The 19,650-nt window shown below is 59.4% G+C and carries 17 protein-coding genes; 11 read left to right on the forward strand and 6 right to left on the reverse strand.

What is annotated here, in order from left to right; genetic code table 11:
• Positions 1-3: 3 nt before the first annotated feature.
• From xerD to KHO07_RS05455, 6 genes are all read left to right on the forward strand, one after another.
• On the forward strand, positions 4-900 hold the full coding sequence (gene xerD / locus KHO07_RS05430) for a site-specific tyrosine recombinase XerD (RefSeq protein WP_212626642.1): 897 nt from the start codon (positions 4-6) through the stop codon (positions 898-900).
• A gap of 169 nt (positions 901-1,069) precedes the next feature.
• The gene (gene dsbC, locus KHO07_RS05435; protein ID WP_150733800.1) at positions 1,070-1,801 is read left to right on the forward strand and encodes a bifunctional protein-disulfide isomerase/oxidoreductase DsbC; all 732 of its coding nucleotides are present in this window, start codon (positions 1,070-1,072) and stop codon (positions 1,799-1,801) included.
• 134 nt (positions 1,802-1,935) lie between these two features.
• Entirely contained in the window at positions 1,936-3,240 is a 1,305-nt protein-coding gene (locus tag KHO07_RS05440) for a homoserine dehydrogenase (RefSeq protein WP_150733799.1), read from the forward strand.
• 66 nt (positions 3,241-3,306) lie between these two features.
• Positions 3,307-4,716, forward strand: coding sequence for a threonine synthase (gene thrC / locus KHO07_RS05445; protein WP_075945553.1), 1,410 nt, complete (start codon positions 3,307-3,309; stop codon positions 4,714-4,716).
• Positions 4,717-4,837: 121 nt separating this feature from the next.
• Complete coding sequence (locus tag KHO07_RS05450) at positions 4,838-6,202, forward strand: transporter substrate-binding domain-containing protein (protein ID WP_212626643.1); 1,365 nt, start codon at positions 4,838-4,840, stop codon at positions 6,200-6,202.
• Positions 6,203-6,364: 162 nt separating this feature from the next.
• The gene (locus KHO07_RS05455) at positions 6,365-6,652 is read left to right on the forward strand and encodes a DUF3509 domain-containing protein (RefSeq protein WP_150733796.1); all 288 of its coding nucleotides are present in this window, start codon (positions 6,365-6,367) and stop codon (positions 6,650-6,652) included.
• Between the two features lie 169 nt (positions 6,653-6,821).
• Here the strand turns inward: KHO07_RS05455 and KHO07_RS05460 are convergent, their stop codons facing one another.
• Positions 6,822-7,790 (reverse strand): TIGR02285 family protein, encoded by a 969-nt coding sequence (locus KHO07_RS05460; RefSeq protein WP_212626644.1) that lies wholly within the window; start codon positions 7,788-7,790, stop codon positions 6,822-6,824.
• Entirely contained in the window at positions 7,744-8,943 is a 1,200-nt protein-coding gene (locus KHO07_RS05465; RefSeq protein WP_212626645.1) for a CaiB/BaiF CoA-transferase family protein, read from the reverse strand. The genes KHO07_RS05460 and KHO07_RS05465 overlap by 47 nt, the downstream gene beginning before the upstream one ends.
• A 147-nt stretch (positions 8,944-9,090) precedes the next feature.
• On the opposite strand from KHO07_RS05465, the gene KHO07_RS05470 reads away from it, so the two are divergent.
• The 3 genes from KHO07_RS05470 to KHO07_RS05480 all read left to right on the forward strand — a co-directional run bounded on the left by KHO07_RS05470 (position 9,091) and on the right by KHO07_RS05480 (position 12,754).
• Positions 9,091-9,633 carry a YaeQ family protein gene (locus tag KHO07_RS05470; RefSeq protein ID WP_056853617.1) on the forward strand — a complete coding sequence of 181 codons (543 nt, stop codon included), beginning with the start codon at positions 9,091-9,093 and terminating at the stop codon, positions 9,631-9,633.
• A gap of 55 nt (positions 9,634-9,688) precedes the next feature.
• Complete coding sequence (recJ, locus tag KHO07_RS05475) at positions 9,689-11,398, forward strand: single-stranded-DNA-specific exonuclease RecJ (RefSeq protein WP_150733793.1); 1,710 nt, start codon at positions 9,689-9,691, stop codon at positions 11,396-11,398.
• 249 nt (positions 11,399-11,647) lie between these two features.
• A complete protein-coding gene (locus tag KHO07_RS05480; RefSeq protein WP_150733792.1) occupies positions 11,648-12,754 on the forward strand; it encodes an NADH:flavin oxidoreductase/NADH oxidase in 1,107 nt (368 codons plus the stop codon).
• Between the two features lie 105 nt (positions 12,755-12,859).
• Here KHO07_RS05480 and glpD read toward each other — a convergent pair whose 3' ends face one another.
• From glpD to KHO07_RS05500, 4 genes are all read right to left on the reverse strand, one after another.
• On the reverse strand, positions 12,860-14,398 hold the full coding sequence (glpD, locus tag KHO07_RS05485; RefSeq protein WP_212626646.1) for a glycerol-3-phosphate dehydrogenase: 1,539 nt from the start codon (positions 14,396-14,398) through the stop codon (positions 12,860-12,862).
• A gap of 322 nt (positions 14,399-14,720) precedes the next feature.
• Positions 14,721-15,476 carry a DeoR/GlpR family transcriptional regulator gene (locus tag KHO07_RS05490; RefSeq protein WP_046042004.1) on the reverse strand — a complete coding sequence of 252 codons (756 nt, stop codon included), beginning with the start codon at positions 15,474-15,476 and terminating at the stop codon, positions 14,721-14,723.
• Between the two features lie 95 nt (positions 15,477-15,571).
• A complete protein-coding gene (glpK, locus tag KHO07_RS05495) occupies positions 15,572-17,077 on the reverse strand; it encodes a glycerol kinase GlpK (RefSeq protein ID WP_212626647.1) in 1,506 nt (501 codons plus the stop codon).
• Between the two features lie 75 nt (positions 17,078-17,152).
• On the reverse strand, positions 17,153-18,004 hold the full coding sequence (locus KHO07_RS05500; RefSeq protein WP_212626648.1) for an MIP/aquaporin family protein: 852 nt from the start codon (positions 18,002-18,004) through the stop codon (positions 17,153-17,155).
• A 338-nt stretch (positions 18,005-18,342) separates the two neighbouring features.
• Here KHO07_RS05500 and ybaK point away from each other — a divergent pair, with 338 nt between their 5' ends.
• Both ybaK and KHO07_RS05510 read left to right on the forward strand, forming a co-directional pair.
• Positions 18,343-18,813, forward strand: coding sequence for a Cys-tRNA(Pro) deacylase (gene ybaK, locus KHO07_RS05505; RefSeq protein WP_150733789.1), 471 nt, complete (start codon positions 18,343-18,345; stop codon positions 18,811-18,813).
• A 19-nt stretch (positions 18,814-18,832) separates the two neighbouring features.
• Entirely contained in the window at positions 18,833-19,615 is a 783-nt protein-coding gene (locus KHO07_RS05510; RefSeq protein ID WP_212626649.1) for a PhzF family phenazine biosynthesis protein, read from the forward strand.
• Positions 19,616-19,650: the final 35 nt, after the last annotated feature.

The following is a 19,650-nucleotide window of genomic DNA, read 5'->3' on the forward strand; positions in this document are numbered from 1 at the left end:
CCCATGCCTGCCATCGATCACCCATTGATAGACCAATTCCTTGATGCTCTGTGGCTGGAGAAAGGCCTTTCCGATAACACCCGTGGGGCCTATCGCAGTGACCTCGCGCTGTTCAATGGCTGGTTACAGGAAAAGGGACTGGAACTGATCAACGCCGGCCGCGAACTGATCCTCGATCACCTCGCCTGGCGCCTGGAGCAAAACTACAAGCCTCGATCCACCGCACGATTTCTCTCCGGTGTGCGTGGGTTCTATCGTTATTTGCTGCGGGAAAAACTGATTGCTGTCGATCCGACCCTTCGCATCGACATGCCGCAACTCGGTAGGCCATTGCCCAAATCCTTATCGGAAGCCGACGTGGAGGCGCTGTTGAAGGCGCCGGACCTGAGCGAAGCCATCGGTCAGCGCGATCGCGCCATGCTCGAAGTGCTCTACGCCTGCGGCTTGCGGGTGACGGAGCTGATCAGCCTGACGCTGGAGCAGGTCAACCTGCGCCAGGGCGTGTTGCGAGTGATGGGCAAGGGCAGCAAGGAGCGGCTGGTGCCGATGGGCGAGGAGGCGATTGTCTGGGTCGAGCGCTACCTGCGCGATGGCCGTGGCGAACTGCTCGGTGGGCGTCCCAGTGATGTGTTGTTTCCCAGCCAGCGCGGCGAGCAGATGACCCGTCAGACGTTCTGGCACCGGATCAAGCATCAGGCCAAAGTCGCGGGGATCGGCAAGTCGCTGTCGCCGCACACGTTGCGCCACGCATTTGCCACGCACCTGCTCAACCACGGGGCGGATCTGCGGGTGGTGCAGATGCTGCTGGGTCATAGCGACTTATCGACGACCCAGATCTATACCCACGTCGCCCGCGCACGCTTGCAGGAATTGCACGCCAAACACCACCCCCGCGGCTAAACAAAAACACCACAGGAAATTATCTTGTCCTGAAAGTCTTGCGACAGGCGCATTCGGCCACGTGAACCTTATGTGGTAGGCTTTGCCGGTTTGCACGATGGGCGGTTATGACCCGGTGTTTCGGCACGGGCGTTCTGATCGTCCCATTTGTCCGCCTTCAGGAGTTCTCATGCGTCTGACCCAGATTTTCGCCGCCGCAGCCATTGCGTTGGTCAGCACCTTTGCCGTCGCCGATGACGCGGCCGATAAAGCCATTCGTAAAAGCCTGGAAAACCTCCAGCTCGAAGTGCCGGTAGAAACCATTACCGCCAGCCCGCTGCCGGGCCTGTATGAAGTCAAACTCAAGGGCAGCCGCGTGCTGTATGCCAGCGCCGACGGCCAGTATGTCGTTCAGGGCTACATGTTCCAGCTCAAGGACGGCAAACCGGTCAACCTGACCGAGAAGACCGAACGCCTGGGCATCTCCAAACTGGTCAATGACATTCCAGTCGCTGAAACCGTGGTTTACCCGGCCATCGGTGAAACCAAGTCGCACATCACCGTGTTCACCGACACCACGTGCCCGTACTGCCACAAGCTGCACGCCGAAATTCCGGAGCTGAACAAGCGCGGTATCGAAGTGCGTTACGTGGCGTTCCCGCGCCAGGGCCTGGGCTCGCCGGGTGACGAGCAATTGCAGGCGGTGTGGTGCTCCAAAGACAAGAAAGCGGCCATGGACAAAATGGTCGATGGCAAGGAAATCAAGGCCGCCAAGTGCGATAACCCGGTTTCCAAGCAGTTCGCCCTCGGCCAGTCGATTGGCGTGAACGGTACACCGGCCATCGTTTTGGCTGACGGTCAGCTCATTCCGGGCTACCAGCCTGCGCCACAAGTCGCCAAACTGGCGCTGAGTGCGAAGTAAATTTCACATCGTCACGGCCAGCCTTTGACGAGCATGGTCCGGCAGCAGCATCGCCGGGCCATTAATAGAGAGCCGCGAGCATGCGGCTGTTTTCACGGCCGGCCTTGAGTCGGCCGTTTTATGGGGAGTTCACAGTGAAACCGGTCAAAGTAGGCATCTGTGGGTTAGGGACCGTCGGTGGCGGTACCTTCAACGTACTTCAGCGTAACGCCGAGGAAATTGCTCGTCGTGCCGGGCGTGGGATCGAAGTGGCACAAATTGCCATGCGCACGCCAAAGCCTCAGTTCCAAACGACCGGTATTGCGATTACCAACGATGTCTTCGAAGTGGCCACGAACCCTGAGATCGACATCGTAATAGAGCTGGTAGGCGGCTACACCGTTGCCCGCGAGCTGGTACTCAAGGCCATCGAGAATGGCAAGCATGTGGTCACCGCGAACAAGGCGCTCATCGCCGTTCACGGTAATGAAATTTTCGCCAAGGCTCGCGAGAAGGGTGTGATTGTTGCGTTCGAAGCGGCTGTGGCGGGGGGCATTCCAGTCATCAAGGCAATCCGTGAAGGTTTGTCCGCCAACCGCATCAACTGGGTGGCCGGCATTATCAACGGTACCGGTAACTTCATCCTCACTGAAATGCGTGAGAAAGGCCGGACCTTCGAAGACGTGTTGGCTGAAGCGCAAGCCCTGGGCTATGCCGAAGCCGACCCGACCTTTGACGTTGAAGGCATCGACGCGGCGCACAAGCTGACGATCCTGGCGTCGATTGCATTCGGTATCCCGCTGCAATTCGACAAGGCTTACACCGAAGGCATCACCAAACTGACCACCGCCGACGTCAACTACGCCGAAGCGCTGGGTTACCGCATCAAGCACCTGGGCGTGGCGCGCAGCACTGCTTCCGGTATCGAGTTGCGCGTGCACCCGACGCTGATCCCGGCCGATCGCCTGATCGCCAACGTCAACGGCGTGATGAACGCGGTCATGGTCAACGGCGATGCTGCCGGTTCGACCCTGTTCTACGGCGCCGGTGCCGGCATGGAGCCGACCGCTTCGTCGGTGATCGCAGACCTGGTGGACGTGGTTCGCGCCATGACCTCCGACCCGGAAAACCGCGTACCGCACCTGGCCTTCCAGCCGGATTCGTTGTCCGCACACCCGATCCTGCCGATCGAAGCCTGCGAAAGCTCTTACTACTTGCGCATCCAGGCCAAGGATCATCCGGGCGTATTGGCCCAGGTGGCGAGCATCCTGTCGGAGCGCGGTATCAACATCGAGTCGATCATGCAAAAGGAAGTCGAAGAACACGACGGCCTGGTGCCGATGATCCTGCTGACCCACCGCGTGGTGGAGCAGCGCATCAACGACGCCATCGCAGCTTTGGAAGCCTTGGCAGGTGTGGTCGGTCCGGTTGTACGGATCCGTGTCGAGCACCTGAACTAAGCCGTTATCGTTGACCGGGTTCGCTTGCGGGCCCGGCACTACGAACACTGTCCATTGGAGTCAGTCATGCGTTACATCAGTACCCGCGGCCAGGCACCGGCCCTGAATTTCGAAGACGTCCTGCTGGCAGGTCTTGCCACCGACGGCGGTCTGTACGTCCCGGAAAACCTGCCACGTTTCACCCAGGAAGAAATCGCTTCCTGGGCCGGCCTGCCGTATCACGAGCTGGCCTTCCGCGTCATGCGCCCGTTCGTGACCGGCAGCATTCCCGATGCCGATTTCAAAAAGATCCTTGAAGAAACCTACGGCGTATTCGCCCACAGCGCCGTCGCGCCGTTGCGTCAGTTGAACGGCAACGAATGGGTGCTGGAGCTGTTCCACGGCCCGACCCTGGCGTTCAAGGACTTCGCCCTGCAACTGCTGGGTCGCCTGCTCGATTACGTGCTGGAGAAGCGCGGCGAGCGTGTGGTGATCGTCGGTGCCACCTCCGGTGATACCGGGTCGGCCGCCATCGAAGGTTGCAAGCACTGCGAAAACGTCGACATCTTCATCCTGCACCCGCACAACCGTGTGTCTGAAGTGCAGCGTCGGCAGATGACCACAATCTTCGGTGAGAACATCCACAACATCGCCATCGAAGGCAACTTCGATGACTGCCAGGAAATGGTCAAGGCGAGCTTCGCCGACCAGGGCTTCCTCAAGGGCACGCGCCTGGTGGCGGTGAACTCGATCAACTGGGCGCGGATCATGGCCCAGATCGTTTACTACTTCCATGCAGCCCTGCAGTTGGGCGGCCCGGCGCGTTCGGTGTCATTCTCGGTGCCGACCGGCAACTTCGGCGACATCTTCGCCGGTTACCTGGCACGCAACATGGGCCTGCCGATCAATCAGTTGATCGTCGCCACCAACCGCAACGACATCCTGCACCGCTTCATGAGCGGCAACCAGTACGTCAAGGAAACCCTGCACGCGACGCTGTCGCCGTCGATGGACATCATGGTCTCGTCGAACTTCGAACGCCTGCTGTTCGACCTGCACGGTCGCAACGGCGCAGCGATTGCCGGGCTGATGGACAGCTTCAAGCAAGGTGGTGGTTTCAGCGTCGAGCAAGAGCGCTGGACCGAAGCCCGTAAACTGTTCGACTCGCTGGCCGTGGATGACGCACAAACCTGCGAAACCATCGCCGAAGTCTACGAGCAGACCGGCGAGGTGCTGGATCCGCATACCGCGATCGGCGTCAAGGCCGCGCGCGAATGCCGGCGCAGCCTGGATATCCCGATGGTGATCCTCGGCACAGCGCACCCGGTCAAATTCCCGGACGCGGTGGAGAAAGCCGGTGTAGGAAAAGCGCTGGAACTGCCTGTACATCTTTCTGATTTGTTTGAGAGAGACGAGCGTTGCACCGTGTTGCCGAATGACCTGAAAGCCGTGCAGGCCTTTGTCAGCCAGCATGGCAATCGTGGTAAGCCTTTGTAACTGGCAAAACCTGTCACACAAGAAAGCCCGTCTCCTGACGGGTTTTCTTGTTTTTGCATGCCAAACTGGCCGGTAAATCGCCTTTATTGAGGACTAGCGAGCCGAGCACAAGGATGTGGCAATGCAGTATTTAGCAGTGATGAAGCCAGCGGTTGGCTGGATATTTTGGCTTGCCCTTCTGGGGCTGGCCCAAGGCGCTGTGGCGGCGCAACTGGTCGCTTATGCGGCTGAGGTGGCGGCGGTGCCGGGGCCGGGGCCGCTGATCGAGCTTGATGCGCAGGAGCGCGAATGGCTGGTCGGGCATTCACAAGTGGTTGTCGCGTCGACACAGTACCCCTTGTATCTGTTCAAGGACGAGCACGGTCGCTGGAGCGGTTTCCATAACGATGTGCTGGAACGCATCAGCGCCATGACCGGGTTGCGGTTCGTCTACGACGAGACATTCTCCACCGAGCAGTTGCTCGATCGTCTGGAAAGTGGCGCTGCCGACATGAGCACGATGCTGTCCATGAACGACGAGCGCAGGGCCTTTCTGGATTTCAGTCATGCCTTTGGTGGCGCGGGCTGGGTGTTTGTCGGGCACGCAGAGGCTCCTGAGCTGCAATCGCTGGAGCAACTGGCGAAAAAGGTGCTGGTGTTGCCGACGCGACATGCGCTGGAAGCCGTGATTCGTCGTGATTACCCTTCTATCGAAGTGCGTTCGGTAAAAACCCACGCTGAAGCCCGGGCACTGGTTGAGAGCGGTGAAGCGTATGCGACCATCGACAATGAAATCGGAGCGCGGCTCTATCCGTCGGGGCGGCTCAAGGTGGGTGAGGCGCTTGAAGGCAAATGGGACGCGGATTACCTGGCTGTGCACAAAGGGCAGCCACAGCTGTTGAGCATCCTCAGCAAAGCACTGGAGGCGTTTCCGCCCGTTGAACTGCGCGCGTTGCGCCACAAATGGTTCTATGCCGTTGCGCCGGCAAGCACATCCTCAATCTGGGAGGGGGTCACCAGGCAGGTTTGCGTGGGGCTGTTGATCGTCAGCGTGTTTGCACTGCTATCGCTGATCTGGAATCGTCGATTGGCCATTGTGATCGAGCAGCGCTTGAGCGCAGAGAAGGGGCTTCGCGATCAGCTGGCATTCCAGCACGCATTGATGGACGCCATGCCCGACCCGGTGTTTGTTTGCGATCCGCAGGGGCGTTTGATCATGTGCAACAAAAGCTACGAGGAAAGCCTGTCGGTCCGTTTTGATCAGATGCGCGGACAGCGGTTGATCGAGCTGGAAGTTTTGCCCCGAGAGACCGCCGAGCTTTTGCATGCCGAGTTCATGGCTCAACTGCAGACGCGCAAACCACGCTTCAGCGAGCGGCAATTGATGTTCAAACATGGCCTCAGTGGTATCTACCAGTGGACCGTGCCGTTTTACAGTGCGGATGGGCAATTGCGGGGTTTGCAGGGAGGGTGGACTGAAATCGAACGCCGACCCCGACAGACGTGACAGGACAGTTTTTTCTCTGTCATCTTTGCCATGCATGCTCTATCGACCAGAGACGAATATTTACGCGTAATCGATATTCAGAACTTTCTTCTCGGGCCGGCGGTCATTTACTGTAGACACGCCCCAGGCACTTTGTTTTCGGACTATTGAGTGGTGATCGAGATGGAAAGTATCAGTCTCTTGCTCGGTGAGGCTCTGAGCCCGTATCAGGTGACATTGACTCCGGCAGGCATTCATGGCGAATGCCGTGTGACATTGAAGAACGCGACCGGCGAAGTGGTGGTCGATCGCAAATTCAATCAGGCGCAGTTGAGTGACAAGCGATTGTTGACTGATGTGGTCGACGGTTTGCATCGCGATGTACTGATTGCGGAAGGGCGCCTGGAGCCTTGTGTGATCGCGGCGTTACGCAATGCCGCTCAGGACAAGTTGTTGGCCAGCCGAAATTGAATTGTCTTTTGTGGGAACCTTCCTGCACCAAGGTCAGTCAGACCCATTAACAGCAGGATCAAGCATTGTGCTCCGGTGCTTGTAGCTTGCTGCTACCGGTCTTTATGTAGACTGCGTTTAACCCCGAGTCGTCTCCCCACTTCTCGGGGTTTCTTTTGTCCGGATTTTGTCAGTGCCCGGCCTGTTGCTCGAAGAATTTTCGGGCGGCTTGCAGATATTCGCTGCGACTTTCCGGGTCGAGCCAGGCCGCGTAGGCCTCGCTCAGGTAGTCACGAGGCAGCGTGCGCAACAGTTGGTTGATCTCGGTGATGACCTGTCGACCCTGGGGCGTATCGGAGCAACCGATGTAGCCGGACAAGTACTTGCCAGTGCCGCGAATCGGGTAGAACTGCAATTCATCCTCCCCGATCCCTTGCTGCTGCGCCTGATAGCGGATTTCCGGGCGATAACCCAGCAGCAACCGCAGGCGTCCGAGGCGTTGCATTTGCAGGAGACTGCCCAGTGCGTCATTGCCGTAATGCAGCGTCAGAGATTCGGGCGGGGCCTGCTTGAGCATGGCGTCCAGGTACTCGCCGTAGTTGCGTTCGGCGACAATCCCCAGCGTTACACTGCCAGTAGCCAGCAGGGCGGCCAGATCCACTTCGCCCTCCTTGAGGAACGGCGCCAGCACTTCGCGATCCACCCGGCGCACGACCAGGCCATTGCTCATGGCGCGGAACACGGGAATGGAAAACGCGATCCAGCTTTCCCGGTCCTTGCTCCAGTTCAAGGCGGCATCACAGGTCAGAGAGGGCTCATGAAGCATCTGCAAGCCGCGCGCGCGATTGACCAGCATCACGCTGTGTTGGTACTGCGGCATGCCGGCGATCAGTTTGGTTAACAGTTGATCGATGATCCCCAGACCCTTTTTCGGTCCGTCGAAAATGAACAGCGGTGGCAGATCGCGCTTGAGCCAGACCAGCGACTCTTTGGGCTGCGCCCACGCCGAAGGCGCCAGGGCGGTTATCAGGAGCACGCCCGCCATAGCGCGCAACGCTCGTCCGTTACGCCACTGGCCGTGCTCGATGAATTGCGCAACCAGACGCTTCAGCTCAGATGGCTCCGTCTTTGCGCAGTTGTGTGATCTGCGACGCGTCATAGCCAAGTTCCTGGAGTACCTGCGCGTTATGTTCGCCCAGTTGCGGCCCGACCCATTCACAATCACCGGGTGTCTCAGAGAGTTTCGGCACAATTCCCGGCATCTTGAAATCTTTGCCATCCGGCAGTTTGGCCTGCAGGAACATTTCCCGGGCGAGGTACTGTGGATCGCTGAACATGTCTTCGGCACTGAAGATCCGGCTGGCCGGCACGTCGGCCTGATTCAGCAGTTCAATGACCCTGTCCAGCGGCAACGAATTGACCCAGCGATCGATGACGCCGTAAAGCTCGTCACGACGGCTGTCACGACCATCGTTGCTGGCCAGCACTGGATCGTTGGCCAGGTCTTCGCGACCAATGACCAGCATGAAGCGCTTAAAGATCGCATCGCCGTTGGCGCCGATCTGCACATGCTTGCCATCGGCGCTGGTATGGATCGAGGAGGGCGTGATGCCGGGCATGATGTTGCCGGTACGTTCGCGAATGAAACCGAAGACGTCGAACTCCGGGACCATGCTTTCCATCATGGCGAAGATCGCTTCGTACAGCGCGACATCCACCACCTGGCCCTGACCGCCGTTGACCTCGCGGTGCCGCAAAGCCATCAGCGCACCGATCACGCCCCACAGTGCGGCAATCGAGTCGCCGATGGAGATGCCCGTGCGCACCGGTGGGCGATCCTCGAAGCCGGTGATGTAGCGTAAGCCGCCCATGGACTCACCGACCGCGCCAAACCCCGGCTGATCTTTCATCGGGCCCGTCTGGCCGAAGCCCGAGAGGCGCACCATCACCAGCTTCGGATTCAACGCGTGCAAGACCTCCCAGCCCAGGCCGAGTTTTTCCAGGACGCCGGGGCGGAAGTTCTCGATCAGGATGTCTGCTTCGCTCAGCAGCTTTTTCAGAATCTCCAGGCCGTCGGGATGCTTGAGGTTCAGGGTCAGGGACTTTTTATTGCGCGCCTGCACAAACCACCACAGCGACGTGCCCTCATACAACTTGCGCCATTTGCGCAGCGGATCGCCGCCGTCCGGGGATTCGACCTTGACCACATCGGCGCCGAATTCGGCGCAAATGCGCGAAGCAAAGGGACCGGCAATCAATGTGCCCAATTCAATGACTTTCAGGCCTGAAAGCGGTTTGGCGGTCAACGACATACGGGATCCTGTAGGGCAAGGGTTGAGCGGATACAGAGTTTTAACATAGCCGACCGTCAGGCGCCCGAGGTAGATCGCCTTCTATTCGTTGATTGGTGGCTGCATCGGTTAGACTTGCCGCCTTTCCCCGTATCAAGAAGCCCGTTCATGGCCCAGCCGTCCACGACCTACAAGTTTGAACTGAACCTCACCGACCTCGACCGCAGTGTCTACGAGAGCGTCAAGCAGACCATCGCCCGTCACCCTTCGGAAACCGAAGAACGCATGACCGTGCGCCTGCTGGCCTACGCCCTCTGGTACAACGAACAACTGTCTTTTGGCCGTGGTCTGTCAGAAGTGGACGAACCAGCCTTGTGGGAAAAAAGCCTGGATGACCGCGTCCTGCACTGGATCGAAGTCGGCCAGCCGGATGCCGAGCGCCTCACCTGGTGCTCGCGTCGCACCGAGCGCACCAGCCTGCTGGCTTACGGCAGCCTGCGCGTCTGGGAAGGTAAAGTGGTGCCGGCAGTGAAAAACCTGAAGAACGTGAACATCGCCGCCGTGCCTCAGGAAGTGCTGGAAACCCTGGCCAAAGACATGCCCCGCGTCATCAAGTGGGACGTGATGATCAGCGAAGGGACGATTTTCGTGACCGATGATCGCGGTCAACACGAAGTCCAACTGACCTGGCTGCTGGGCGAGCGCGGCTGAGGCTGCGCCATTCCCCGATTTATCCTACGTATTCTAGAGAAGCTGCCGTCACCCCATGCGCATTGAACCTCGCCTGCTGCCCGACACCTTGCCCTTCCTCGGTGACATTCCACCTTTGCTGACCCGCCTGTATGCGGCGCGGGGGGTGCAATCCGAAACCGAACTGGACAAGAGCCTGGCGCGGTTGATTCCGTTCCAGAAGCTCAAGGGCATCGAGGCGGCCGTGGATTTGCTGGTGGTCGCCCTCGAGCAGCGTCAGCGGATCCTGATCGTCGGCGACTTTGACGCCGATGGCGCAACGGCCAGTACCGTCGGCACGTTGGGGCTGCGCTTGCTGGGGGCGGCACATGTCGATTACCTGGTGCCCAATCGATTCGACTACGGCTACGGCCTGACGCCGGAAATCGTCGCGGTGGCGCTGGAGCGCCAGCCACACTTGCTGATCACCGTGGACAACGGCATCTCCAGCGTCGAAGGTGTGGCGGCGGCGAAGAAGGCTGGGCTGAACGTGCTGGTCACTGATCACCACTTGCCCGGCGATGAGCTGCCGTTGGCCGACGCCATCGTCAATCCGAACCAGCCCGGTTGCGAATTTCCGAGCAAGGCCCTGGCCGGAGTCGGGGTGATTTTCTATGTCCTGATGGCTTTGCGCGCGCGGTTGCGCGAGCTCGGCTGGTATGCGGACAAGCCGCAACCGAACATCGGTGAGTTGCTCGATCTGGTGGCGCTGGGCAGCGTGGCTGACGTGGTACCGCTGGATGCCAACAACCGGATTCTGGTGCATCAGGGCCTCGAGCGTATTCGTGCCGGTCGTGCCCGGCCGGGGGTCAAGGCGATCCTGGAAGTGGCCAAGCGTGACCCTGCGCGCATTACCTCCACCGACCTTGGCTTTATTGTCGGCCCGCGCCTGAACGCGGCGGGGCGTCTGGACGACATGAGCCTGGGCATCGAATGCCTGCTGACCGAAGATGCCGGCCTCGCCCGTGAAATGGCTGCGCAATTGGACGGCATGAACCAGGACCGCAAATCCATCGAGCAGGGCATGCAGCGTGAAGCGCTGGCTCAGCTCAAGGACCTGCCGTTGGAGTCGATGCCGTTCGGTTTGTGCCTGTTCGATCCTGAATGGCACCAAGGCGTCATCGGCATTCTCGCGTCGCGTATGAAAGAGCGTTACTTCCGTCCGACCATCGCCTTTGCCGATGCCGGCGATGGCCTGCTCAAGGGCTCGGGACGTTCGGTCCAGGGCTTTCATATCCGCGACGCGCTGAGCGTGGTGGCGGCGCAGCATCCGAACTTGATAACCAAGTACGGCGGTCACGCGATGGCGGCTGGCCTGACGTTGCCCGAAGCGAATTTCCCGCTGTTTGCCGAAGCGTTTGATGCCGAGGTTCGTCGGCAACTGCGCGAAGAGGATCTGACCGGGCGCCTGCTGTCGGACGGCACCCTGGCGGTCGAAGAGTTCCACCTGGAACTGGCCCGTGCGTTGCGCCATGCCGGCCCATGGGGACAGCACTTTCCGGAGCCGCTGTTTCACGGGGTGTTTCAGTTGGTCGAGCAGCGTGTCGTCGGTGAACGGCACCTTAAGGTCGTGCTGCGAAGCGAGTGTGGCTCGGTGAAACTGGATGGCATCGCTTTTGGTATCGACCGGGACGTCTGGCCGAATCCGACCATCAAGTGGGTGGAGCTGGCCTACAAGCTCGATGTGAATGAGTTCCGGGGCAATGAGACCGTTCAGTTGATGATTGCTCATATCGAACCGCGATAGCTTGTGTGGCGAGGGGGCAAGCTCTCTCGCCACACAAGGGCGGTATCATTTGCCGGTTGTCTGCGTTTTCGTTTCTTGAACCCTCCCTCATCCCCCGATGTCGACTAGGCTCTAAGCACTGCTTGATTATCCTTGTGACGTCTTGTCGATTTTTTTGCCCGCGGGGGCGGGTGCCGTACCTTTTTCCTGTCACTCGTCGACTTTTCAAACAGAACCCTGGAGCCTGACCACTGATTCGAGAGGTGCCCCATGAGTCTGCTGCTTGAACCCTATACCCTGCGCCAATTGACCCTGCTCAACCGCATTGCGGTGTCGCCAATGTGCCAGTACTCGAGCGTCGATGGCCTGGCCAATGATTGGCATCTGGTCCACCTCGGCAGCCGTGCCATTGGCGGGGCGGGGCTGGTGTTTACCGAAGCCACGGCGGTCACGGCTGACGGGCGGATCACCGCGCAAGACCTTGGTCTGTGGAACGATGAACAGATCGAACCCCTGCAACGCATCACCCGCTTCATTGCCGCTCAGGGCGGCATCGCGGGCATCCAGTTGGCCCATGCCGGTCGCAAGGCCAGCACTTGGCGGCCGTGGCTCGGCAAGCATGGCAGCGTAAAGCCTGACGACGGTGGCTGGTTGCCAGTCGGCCCGTCACCGATTGCCTTCGATCCGCAGCACACTCAACCCAAACAGCTCGACGATGGTGAAATCGCTGATGTGATTCAGGCCTTCGTCGATGCAGCCAGGCGAGCGCTGACCGCCGGTTTCAAAGTGGTGGAAGTGCATGCGGCCCATGGTTACCTGCTGCATCAATTTCTCTCGCCGCTGAGTAATCAGCGGCGCGACCAATGGGGCGGTTCATTTGAAAACCGCATACGCCTGGTGTTGCAGGTCACTGAAGCAGTGCGTGCGGTGTGGCCTGAAGAATTGCCGCTGTTTGTCCGGGTCTCGGCCACGGACTGGGTAGAGGATGGCTGGAATCCGGATGAGACCGTCGAGCTGGCGCGACGTCTCAAAGCCCTTGGCGTAGACCTGATCGATGTTTCTTCCGGAGGGACGGCGGTCAACGCGGAAATTCCGACCGGGCCTGGCTACCAGACGCGCTTCGCTGAACGTGTCCGCAAAGAAGCCGAGATTGCCACCGGTACCGTCGGCATGATTACCGAACCGGCGCAGGCCGAGCACATTCTGCGCACCTGTCAGGCGGACATCATTTTCCTGGCTCGCGAACTGTTGCGCGATCCGTACTGGCCGCTGCACGCCGACGACGATCTAGGGGGACGCAAGGCCATCTGGCCGGCGCAGTACCAGCGCGCCACCCATCGTGATCAACCCATCCACGAATCGGACCTGCGTGACTAAATTTGCAGGCGCCGTCAAGCCGGCTCCTGCAGGACGACTTTCCAGGCACCCATAAAAAGCCCCGCTCTCTTGCAAGAGGCGGGGCTTTTCAGTTTGGCTGGTCGATCAGGCCGCCTGGATCTTGCTGCGGTTTTGCTCGACCTGGTTCAGGTAATCCCTGAGCTTGTCCTGTTCTGCCGGTGTGGTGAACAAGCCGAGCTTGCTACGGCGCCACAGGATGTCATGGGCGGTGGTGGCCCATTCATCGCTGCACAGGTAATCGACTTCGCGGGTATAGAGACCGCCGCCGATGTGTTCGCCCAGATCGCTCAGATTCTGCACGCCTTCGAGCATGCGCCAGGTCCGGCTGCCGTAGGTGGTGGCCCAGCGGCGCGAGATTTCAGTCGGGACCCAGTCAAACCTGTCGCGGATTTTCGAGCTCAGCGCCTGCGGGGTCGTCATGTCTTCGCCGCCCGGCAGGGGCGCATTGGCGGTCCAGCTCGGTTTAATGTGCGAGAAATAAGGGGCCAGTTGCGCCATCGCCGACTCGGCCAGTTTGCGGTACGTGGTCAGCTTGCCGCCGAACACGGACAGCAACGGTGCATCTTCGCCAGCGCCCGACAAGGCGAGGGTGTAATCGCGGGTCACGGCCGACGGATTGTCCGATTCGTCGTTGCACAGCGGACGCACACCGGAATAGCTGTGCAGGATGTCGTCACGACTGACCTGTTTTTTGAAGTGGGCGTTGACCACTTTCAACAAGTAATCGGTTTCACCCTCGGTAATCGCCACCGCAGCCGGGTCGCCGGTGTATTCGCGGTCGGTGGTGCCGATCAGGGTGAAGTGGTTCAAATATGGAATGGTGAAGACGATGCGCTGATCTTCGTTTTGCAGAATGTGCGCATGTTCACCTTCGTACAGCTTCGGCACGATCAGGTGGCTGCCCTGGATCAGGCGGATACCGTATGGCGACTCCATCTTCAGGTCATCACGGATGAACTTGGCGACCCAAGGTCCGGCCGCGTTCACCAATGCTTTGGCACGAATCGAAAACAGGCTGCCGTCGGCGCGTTCCAGGTGCAGGTGCCACAAACCTTTGGTGCGGCGAGCGCTGACACAACGGGTCTGAGTATGGACGTGGGCGCCTTTTTCCCGCGCGGCCATGGCGTTCAGTACAACGAGGCGTGCATCGTCGACCCAGCAGTCGGAATATTCAAAGCCTTTGGTGATTTCGCTTTTCAGCGCGCTGTCCGCACCGAACTTCAGGCTTTTCGAGCCTTGGAGTTGTTCGCGTTTCCCGAGGTTGTCATACAGAAACAGCCCTGCGCGGATCATCCAGGCCGGACGCAGATGCGGACGGTGCGGCAACACGAAGCGCATTTGCTTGACGATGTGTGGCGCCTTGGCCAGCAATACTTCGCGCTCGGCCAGGGCTTCGCGCACCAGGCGGAATTCGTAATGTTCGAGATAGCGCAGGCCACCGTGGATCAGCTTGCTGCTGGCTGACGATGTGTGGCTGGCCAAGTCATCCTTTTCGCAAAGGAACACCGAGAGGCCGCGGCCGGCGGCATCCGCTGCGATCCCCACGCCATTGATCCCGCCACCGATGACGGCGATATCGTAGACCTCGGCGAGAGGGGGCGTAGGCAAGGTAGAAGTGGGCATCGGCTAAGGCCTCGGGGCTTTTGATTTTCTGTATTTGAAATCGAACATAAATGTTCATTTGCGAAAATACTAGCCCATTAAGACGCGCACAGCCAGTCAGCTTCGATTGAAAATACTCATCGAAGGGCCCCTAAAGGAAAATTTACGAACATTGAAGCGTTAGCGGAGAGCTTTTGTGACGAGGGAGCTTGCTCCCGCTCGGCGGCGAAGCCGTCGCATTGACGGCTAATCCGATGATTCTGAGTGAACTCGATTGAATGGTTGAAGGGCTGCTTCGCAGCCCAACGGGAGCAAGCTCCCTCGCCACAGTGGAGGGGGTTGCTTAAACAACCTCCAATCGAACCTTGTGCTGGTTCAACAACTGCGCCAGCGCCGGGGAGGGCTGCTGATCGGTTACAAGGCAATCAACCAGGCTGATCGGACCCAGGCGAATCATGGCGTTGCGCCCGAATTTGCTCGAGTCGGCGGCGAGAATCACCTGACGGGCATTGGCGATGATCGCCTGGGACACCCGTACTTCCTGATAATCGAAATCCAGCAAACTGCCGTCTTCATCGATCCCGCTGATCCCGACCAAGGCGAAGTCGACCTTGAACTGGTTGATGAAATCGACACTCGCCTGACCCACCACTCCGCCGTCACGCCGCACATTGCCGCCGGTCAGCAGCACGTCAAAGTCGTCCTTGGCGCTGAGCATCGAGGCCACATGCAGGTTGTTGGTGATGATCTTCAGGTGATTGTGATTGAGCAGCGCGCGGGCGATGGATTCGGTGGTGGTGCCGATGTTGATGAACAGCGAGGCGTGATCCGGGATCTGTGCGGCAATGGCTTCGCCAATACGCTGTTTCTCATCGCGCATCTGGTCGGCGCGCATGGCGTAGGCGGTGTTTTCAACACTGGAATCGTAAGCCGCGCCGCCGTGATAGCGACGCAGCAAATTGGCTTCCGCGAGCTGGTTGATATCGCGGCGGATGGTTTGCGGAGTAACAACGAACAGCGTGGCCATTTCCTCGATACTCACATAGCCGCGTTCGCGAACCAGTTCGAGGATTTGCTGCTGACGGGGAGGCAGATTCATGGGGCGTCCTTTGGGCTGCCGTGCAAAATTTGCCCATGATGCCGCAGGAATCCGCTCCCTGCCAGTTACAACCAGATACGCGTCTGGGTATTGGCTTATTCAGCCCCTTCCTGTGGCTCCCAATCGCGGGTGCGGCTGACGGCTTTTTTCCAGCCGGCGTAGAGCTTTTCCTTCGCCGCTTCGTCCAGGGTCGGTTCGAATTTGCGCTCGATCACGGCCTTGCCGCGCAACTCGTCCAGGCTGCCCCAGAAACCACACGCCAGGCCCGCCAGGTAGGCAGCACCCAGTGCCGTGGTTTCGCGCATTTGCGGACGCTCGACTTGCGTGCCGAGGATGTCGGCCTGGAACTGCATGAGGAAGTTGTTCGCCACCGCACCACCATCCACGCGCAAGGCTTTGAGGCGTTCGCCGGCGTCCTGCTGCATGGCATCGAGTACGTCGCGGGTCTGGTAGGCAATCGACTCGAGCGCCGCGCGGATGATGTGATCCACGCGGACACCGCGGGTCAGGCCGAACAATGCGCCTCGGGCATACGGGTCCCAGTACGGAGCACCCAGGCCGGTGAAGGCCGGGACCAGGTACACGCCGTTGCTGTCCTTGACCTTGTTGGCGAAGTATTCGGTGTCGTGAGCGTCGTTGATGATCTTCAACTCGTCCCGCAGCCATTGCACGGTGGAACCGCCGTTGAACACCGCGCCTTCCAGCGCATAGGCCACTTCGCCGCGCGGGCCGCAGGCAATGGTGGTGAGCATGCCGTGGTTGGATTTGACGGCTTTGTCGCCGGTGTTCATCAACAGGAAGCAACCGGTGCCGTAGGTGTTTTTGGCCTGACCGGCTTCGACACACATTTGGCCGAACAATGCGGCTTGCTGGTCGCCGGCGATACCGCCGATGGCGATGCCGCTTTTGGTGCGGCCGTAGATTTCCGACGACGATTTCACTTCCGGCAACATTTCGCGCGGGATATCCAGCACCTCCAGCATCTTCGCATCCCACTCCAGGGTGTGGATGTTGAAAAGCATGGTGCGCGAGGCGTTGGTGTAGTCAGTGACGTGCACTTTGCCGCCGGTAAATTTCCAGATCAGCCAGCTGTCGACGGTGCCGAACAACAGCTCGCCGTTGCGTGCACGCTCACGGCTGCCTTCGACATTGTCGAGAATCCACTTGAGCTTGGTGCCGGAGAAGTACGGGTCGGTGACCAGGCCCGTGGTATCGCTGATGTATTGTTCGTGGCCATCGCGTTTCAGCTGCTGGCAGATCTCGGTGCTGCGTCGGCACTGCCAGACGATGGCGTTGTAGACCGGGCGTCCGGTGTTCTTGTCCCAGACCACGGTGGTTTCACGCTGATTGGTGATACCGATGGCCGCGACCTGATCGTGATGCAGGCCGGCTTGCGCCAGTGCCTCGACCATCACCGCGCTCTGGGTGGCGAAGATTTCCATCGGGTCATGCTCGACCCAGCCGGCTTGCGGGTAGTGCTGCGCGAACTCCCGTTGAGCGGTGCAGACCACGTTGGCGTCACGGTCGAAAATGATCGCGCGGGAGCTGGTCGTACCCTGATCGAGGGCAATGATGTAGTTCTTATTCTGAGAGTCGGTCATGTCGATTGCCTTGGACGAAATAAGGGGGTGAGGTCTGGCGCGCGATCTTTTCGGCAGGATCATGCGCCAACGGTATCAAGAAATTCCTGGTTTGCCGTCAATGGCCGTTGTGGCGTCCTTTGTAGCAGGTGCGGCGCCGGGCAGATGCCGAGCGATGATTCCGCGATAGGCCGCGGCACCGAGGCAGGCGCCGACGATCGGGGCAAATATCGGAATCAGGAAGTAGGGGATGTCGCGTCCCCCGGTAAGGGAAATCTCACCCCAGCCGGTGAAAAATGTCATCAGTTTCGGGCCGAAGTCGCGTGCAGGGTTCATCGCGAAACCGGTCAACGGCCCCATCGAACTGCCGATCACCGCAATCAGCAACCCGATCAGGATCGGCGCCAGCGGGCCATTGGGCAGGCCGTTGTTATCGTCGGTCAGCGACATGATCACGCCCATCAGGATGGCGGTGATGATCACCTCGACCAGAAATGCTTGCGCCGTGGACAGGCTCGGATTGGGGAACGTGGAAAACACCGATGCCAGCTCAAGGCTGGCTTCGGCACCGCGAACCATATGGTGAGTTTGTTCGAAATCGAAGAACAGGTTGCTGTACAGCGTGTACACCAACAGCGCGCCGCAGAAGGCGCCAGCGACCTGGGCGAAAATATAGAAGGGCAGTTTGCGCTTTTCGAAGTCGGCAAAAATGCTCAGTGCGATGCTGACGGCTGGATTGAGGTGAGCTCCGGAAACCCCGGCAGTCAGGTAGATCGCCATGCTGACGCCAACGCCCCAGATGATGCTGATTTCCCACAAGCCAAAGCTGGCGCCCGCGACCTTGAGCGCGGCGACGCAACCGGTACCAAAAAAGATCAGAAGCGCGGTGCCCAGAAACTCGGCCATGCATTGGCTCGAGAGCGACGGTTGTTGTAAAGCAGTTGTCATTGAAACCTCATTTTTTTTCTTGTCTGGCGCTTTCCTCCCATCATGGTCAGAGCGCGTTTTTCCCCGAGGCAGAATCCCCATCCTGTTCCCGGTTTACAGCTGGGCCATGCGGTAAGACTTTTCGAGCAGTTTCATAAACGAAAAAATATAGACAAGAAACGCCGCTGTCAAAGGTCGAAAGTGAACCATTGGTCACAAATAAACTATTAGTTCGGTGAATGATTGCGGCTGACCAAGGGCGTAAACCTGTTCAATGGTGCCGGGTTAGAGCCTTTTACGGATCAATGTCCTAGAATCCGGCGCAGGATTTTTCTACTGCCGCCCAGTCTGGAGCTGTCATGACCCCCGCATTGGATTTGCTGAAAAAGGTTCGGGCCGAACACCGAGTGCACAGTTACGAACATGACCCGAAGGCAGCGTCCTATGGGCTTGAAGCTGCAGAAAAACTCGGCCTGGACCCGGCGCAGGTGTTCAAGACCTTGCTCGCGGCCAGCGAGAAAGGCGAGCTGCTGGTGGCGGTGGTACCGGTTGTCGGCAGTCTGGACTTGAAAGGTCTGGCTCACGCCGCCGGGGTGAAAAAAGTCGAAATGGCAGACCCCGCCGCAGCGCAACGTTCGACGGGTTATCTGTTGGGCGGGATCAGTCCGCTGGGGCAAAAAAAGCGTTTGCGCACCTTTATAGATAATTCGGCCCAACCCTTCGCGAGCATTTTTGTCAGCGCTGGCCGACGTGGTCTGGAAGTCGAATTGTCTCCCGCCGTGCTCGCCGAACATACCCAGGCGAAATTTGCCGATATCGGCCGCGCCTGAACGTCAAAGGAGAAGTCTCATGCAGCTTGAGTTTCATCAGGTCGACGCGTTCAGTGATCGGCCATTCGGTGGCAACCCGGCGATGGTTTATCGGTTGGATGCGTGGCTCGCCGATGAGTTGATGCAGAAAATCGCTGCCGAGCACAATCTGGCCGAAACCGCCTTCGTGGTACGTGAAGGCCAGGGTTGGCACATCCGCTGGTTTACCCCGACCACCGAAGTCCCGCTGTGTGGTCACGCGACCCTGGCCAGTGCCTATGTTTTGTTCGAAATCTACAAGGAGCCGGTCGAGCGACTGGACTTCACCTGCAAGTCAGGCCCGCTGAGCGTCAGCCGCGAGGGTGGGCGTTTGTGGCTGGATTTCCCGGCGATCACCCCGTCAGAGGTGGGCGTGACCCTCGATGTCGAGCGTGCCCTCGGCGTGGAGGCGGTCGATGTGCGGGGTTCGAATGAACTGTTCGTGGTGCTGGAATCCGAGCAGGCTGTGCTCGATTGCAAACCGGACATGGCCGCATTGGCAAAACTGCCATGGCTGGGCGCCATCGTGACCGCCCGGGGCAGCAAGCACGATTTCGTCTCGCGCTACTTCGCACCGGCGATTGGCATCAACGAAGACCCGGTGACGGGATCGACCCATTGCAGCCTGATTCCGTACTGGGCTGCGCGGTTGAGCAAGTCGAGTTTGACGGCGTATCAATGTTCGGCGCGGGGTGGGGAGTTGTTTTGTCGGCTGGAAGGGGAGCGGGTGAAAATTGGCGGGAATGCGACGCTTGTCGCCAGTGGAACGCTGATGCTCGGCTAACGACGAGTTTCCTGTGGGAGCGAGCAGGCTCGCTC

Origin of the sequence: Pseudomonas sp. PP3, assembly GCF_905336995.1 — a bacterium.
GTDB classification, from domain to species: Bacteria; Pseudomonadota; Gammaproteobacteria; order Pseudomonadales; family Pseudomonadaceae; genus Aquipseudomonas; species Aquipseudomonas reinekei.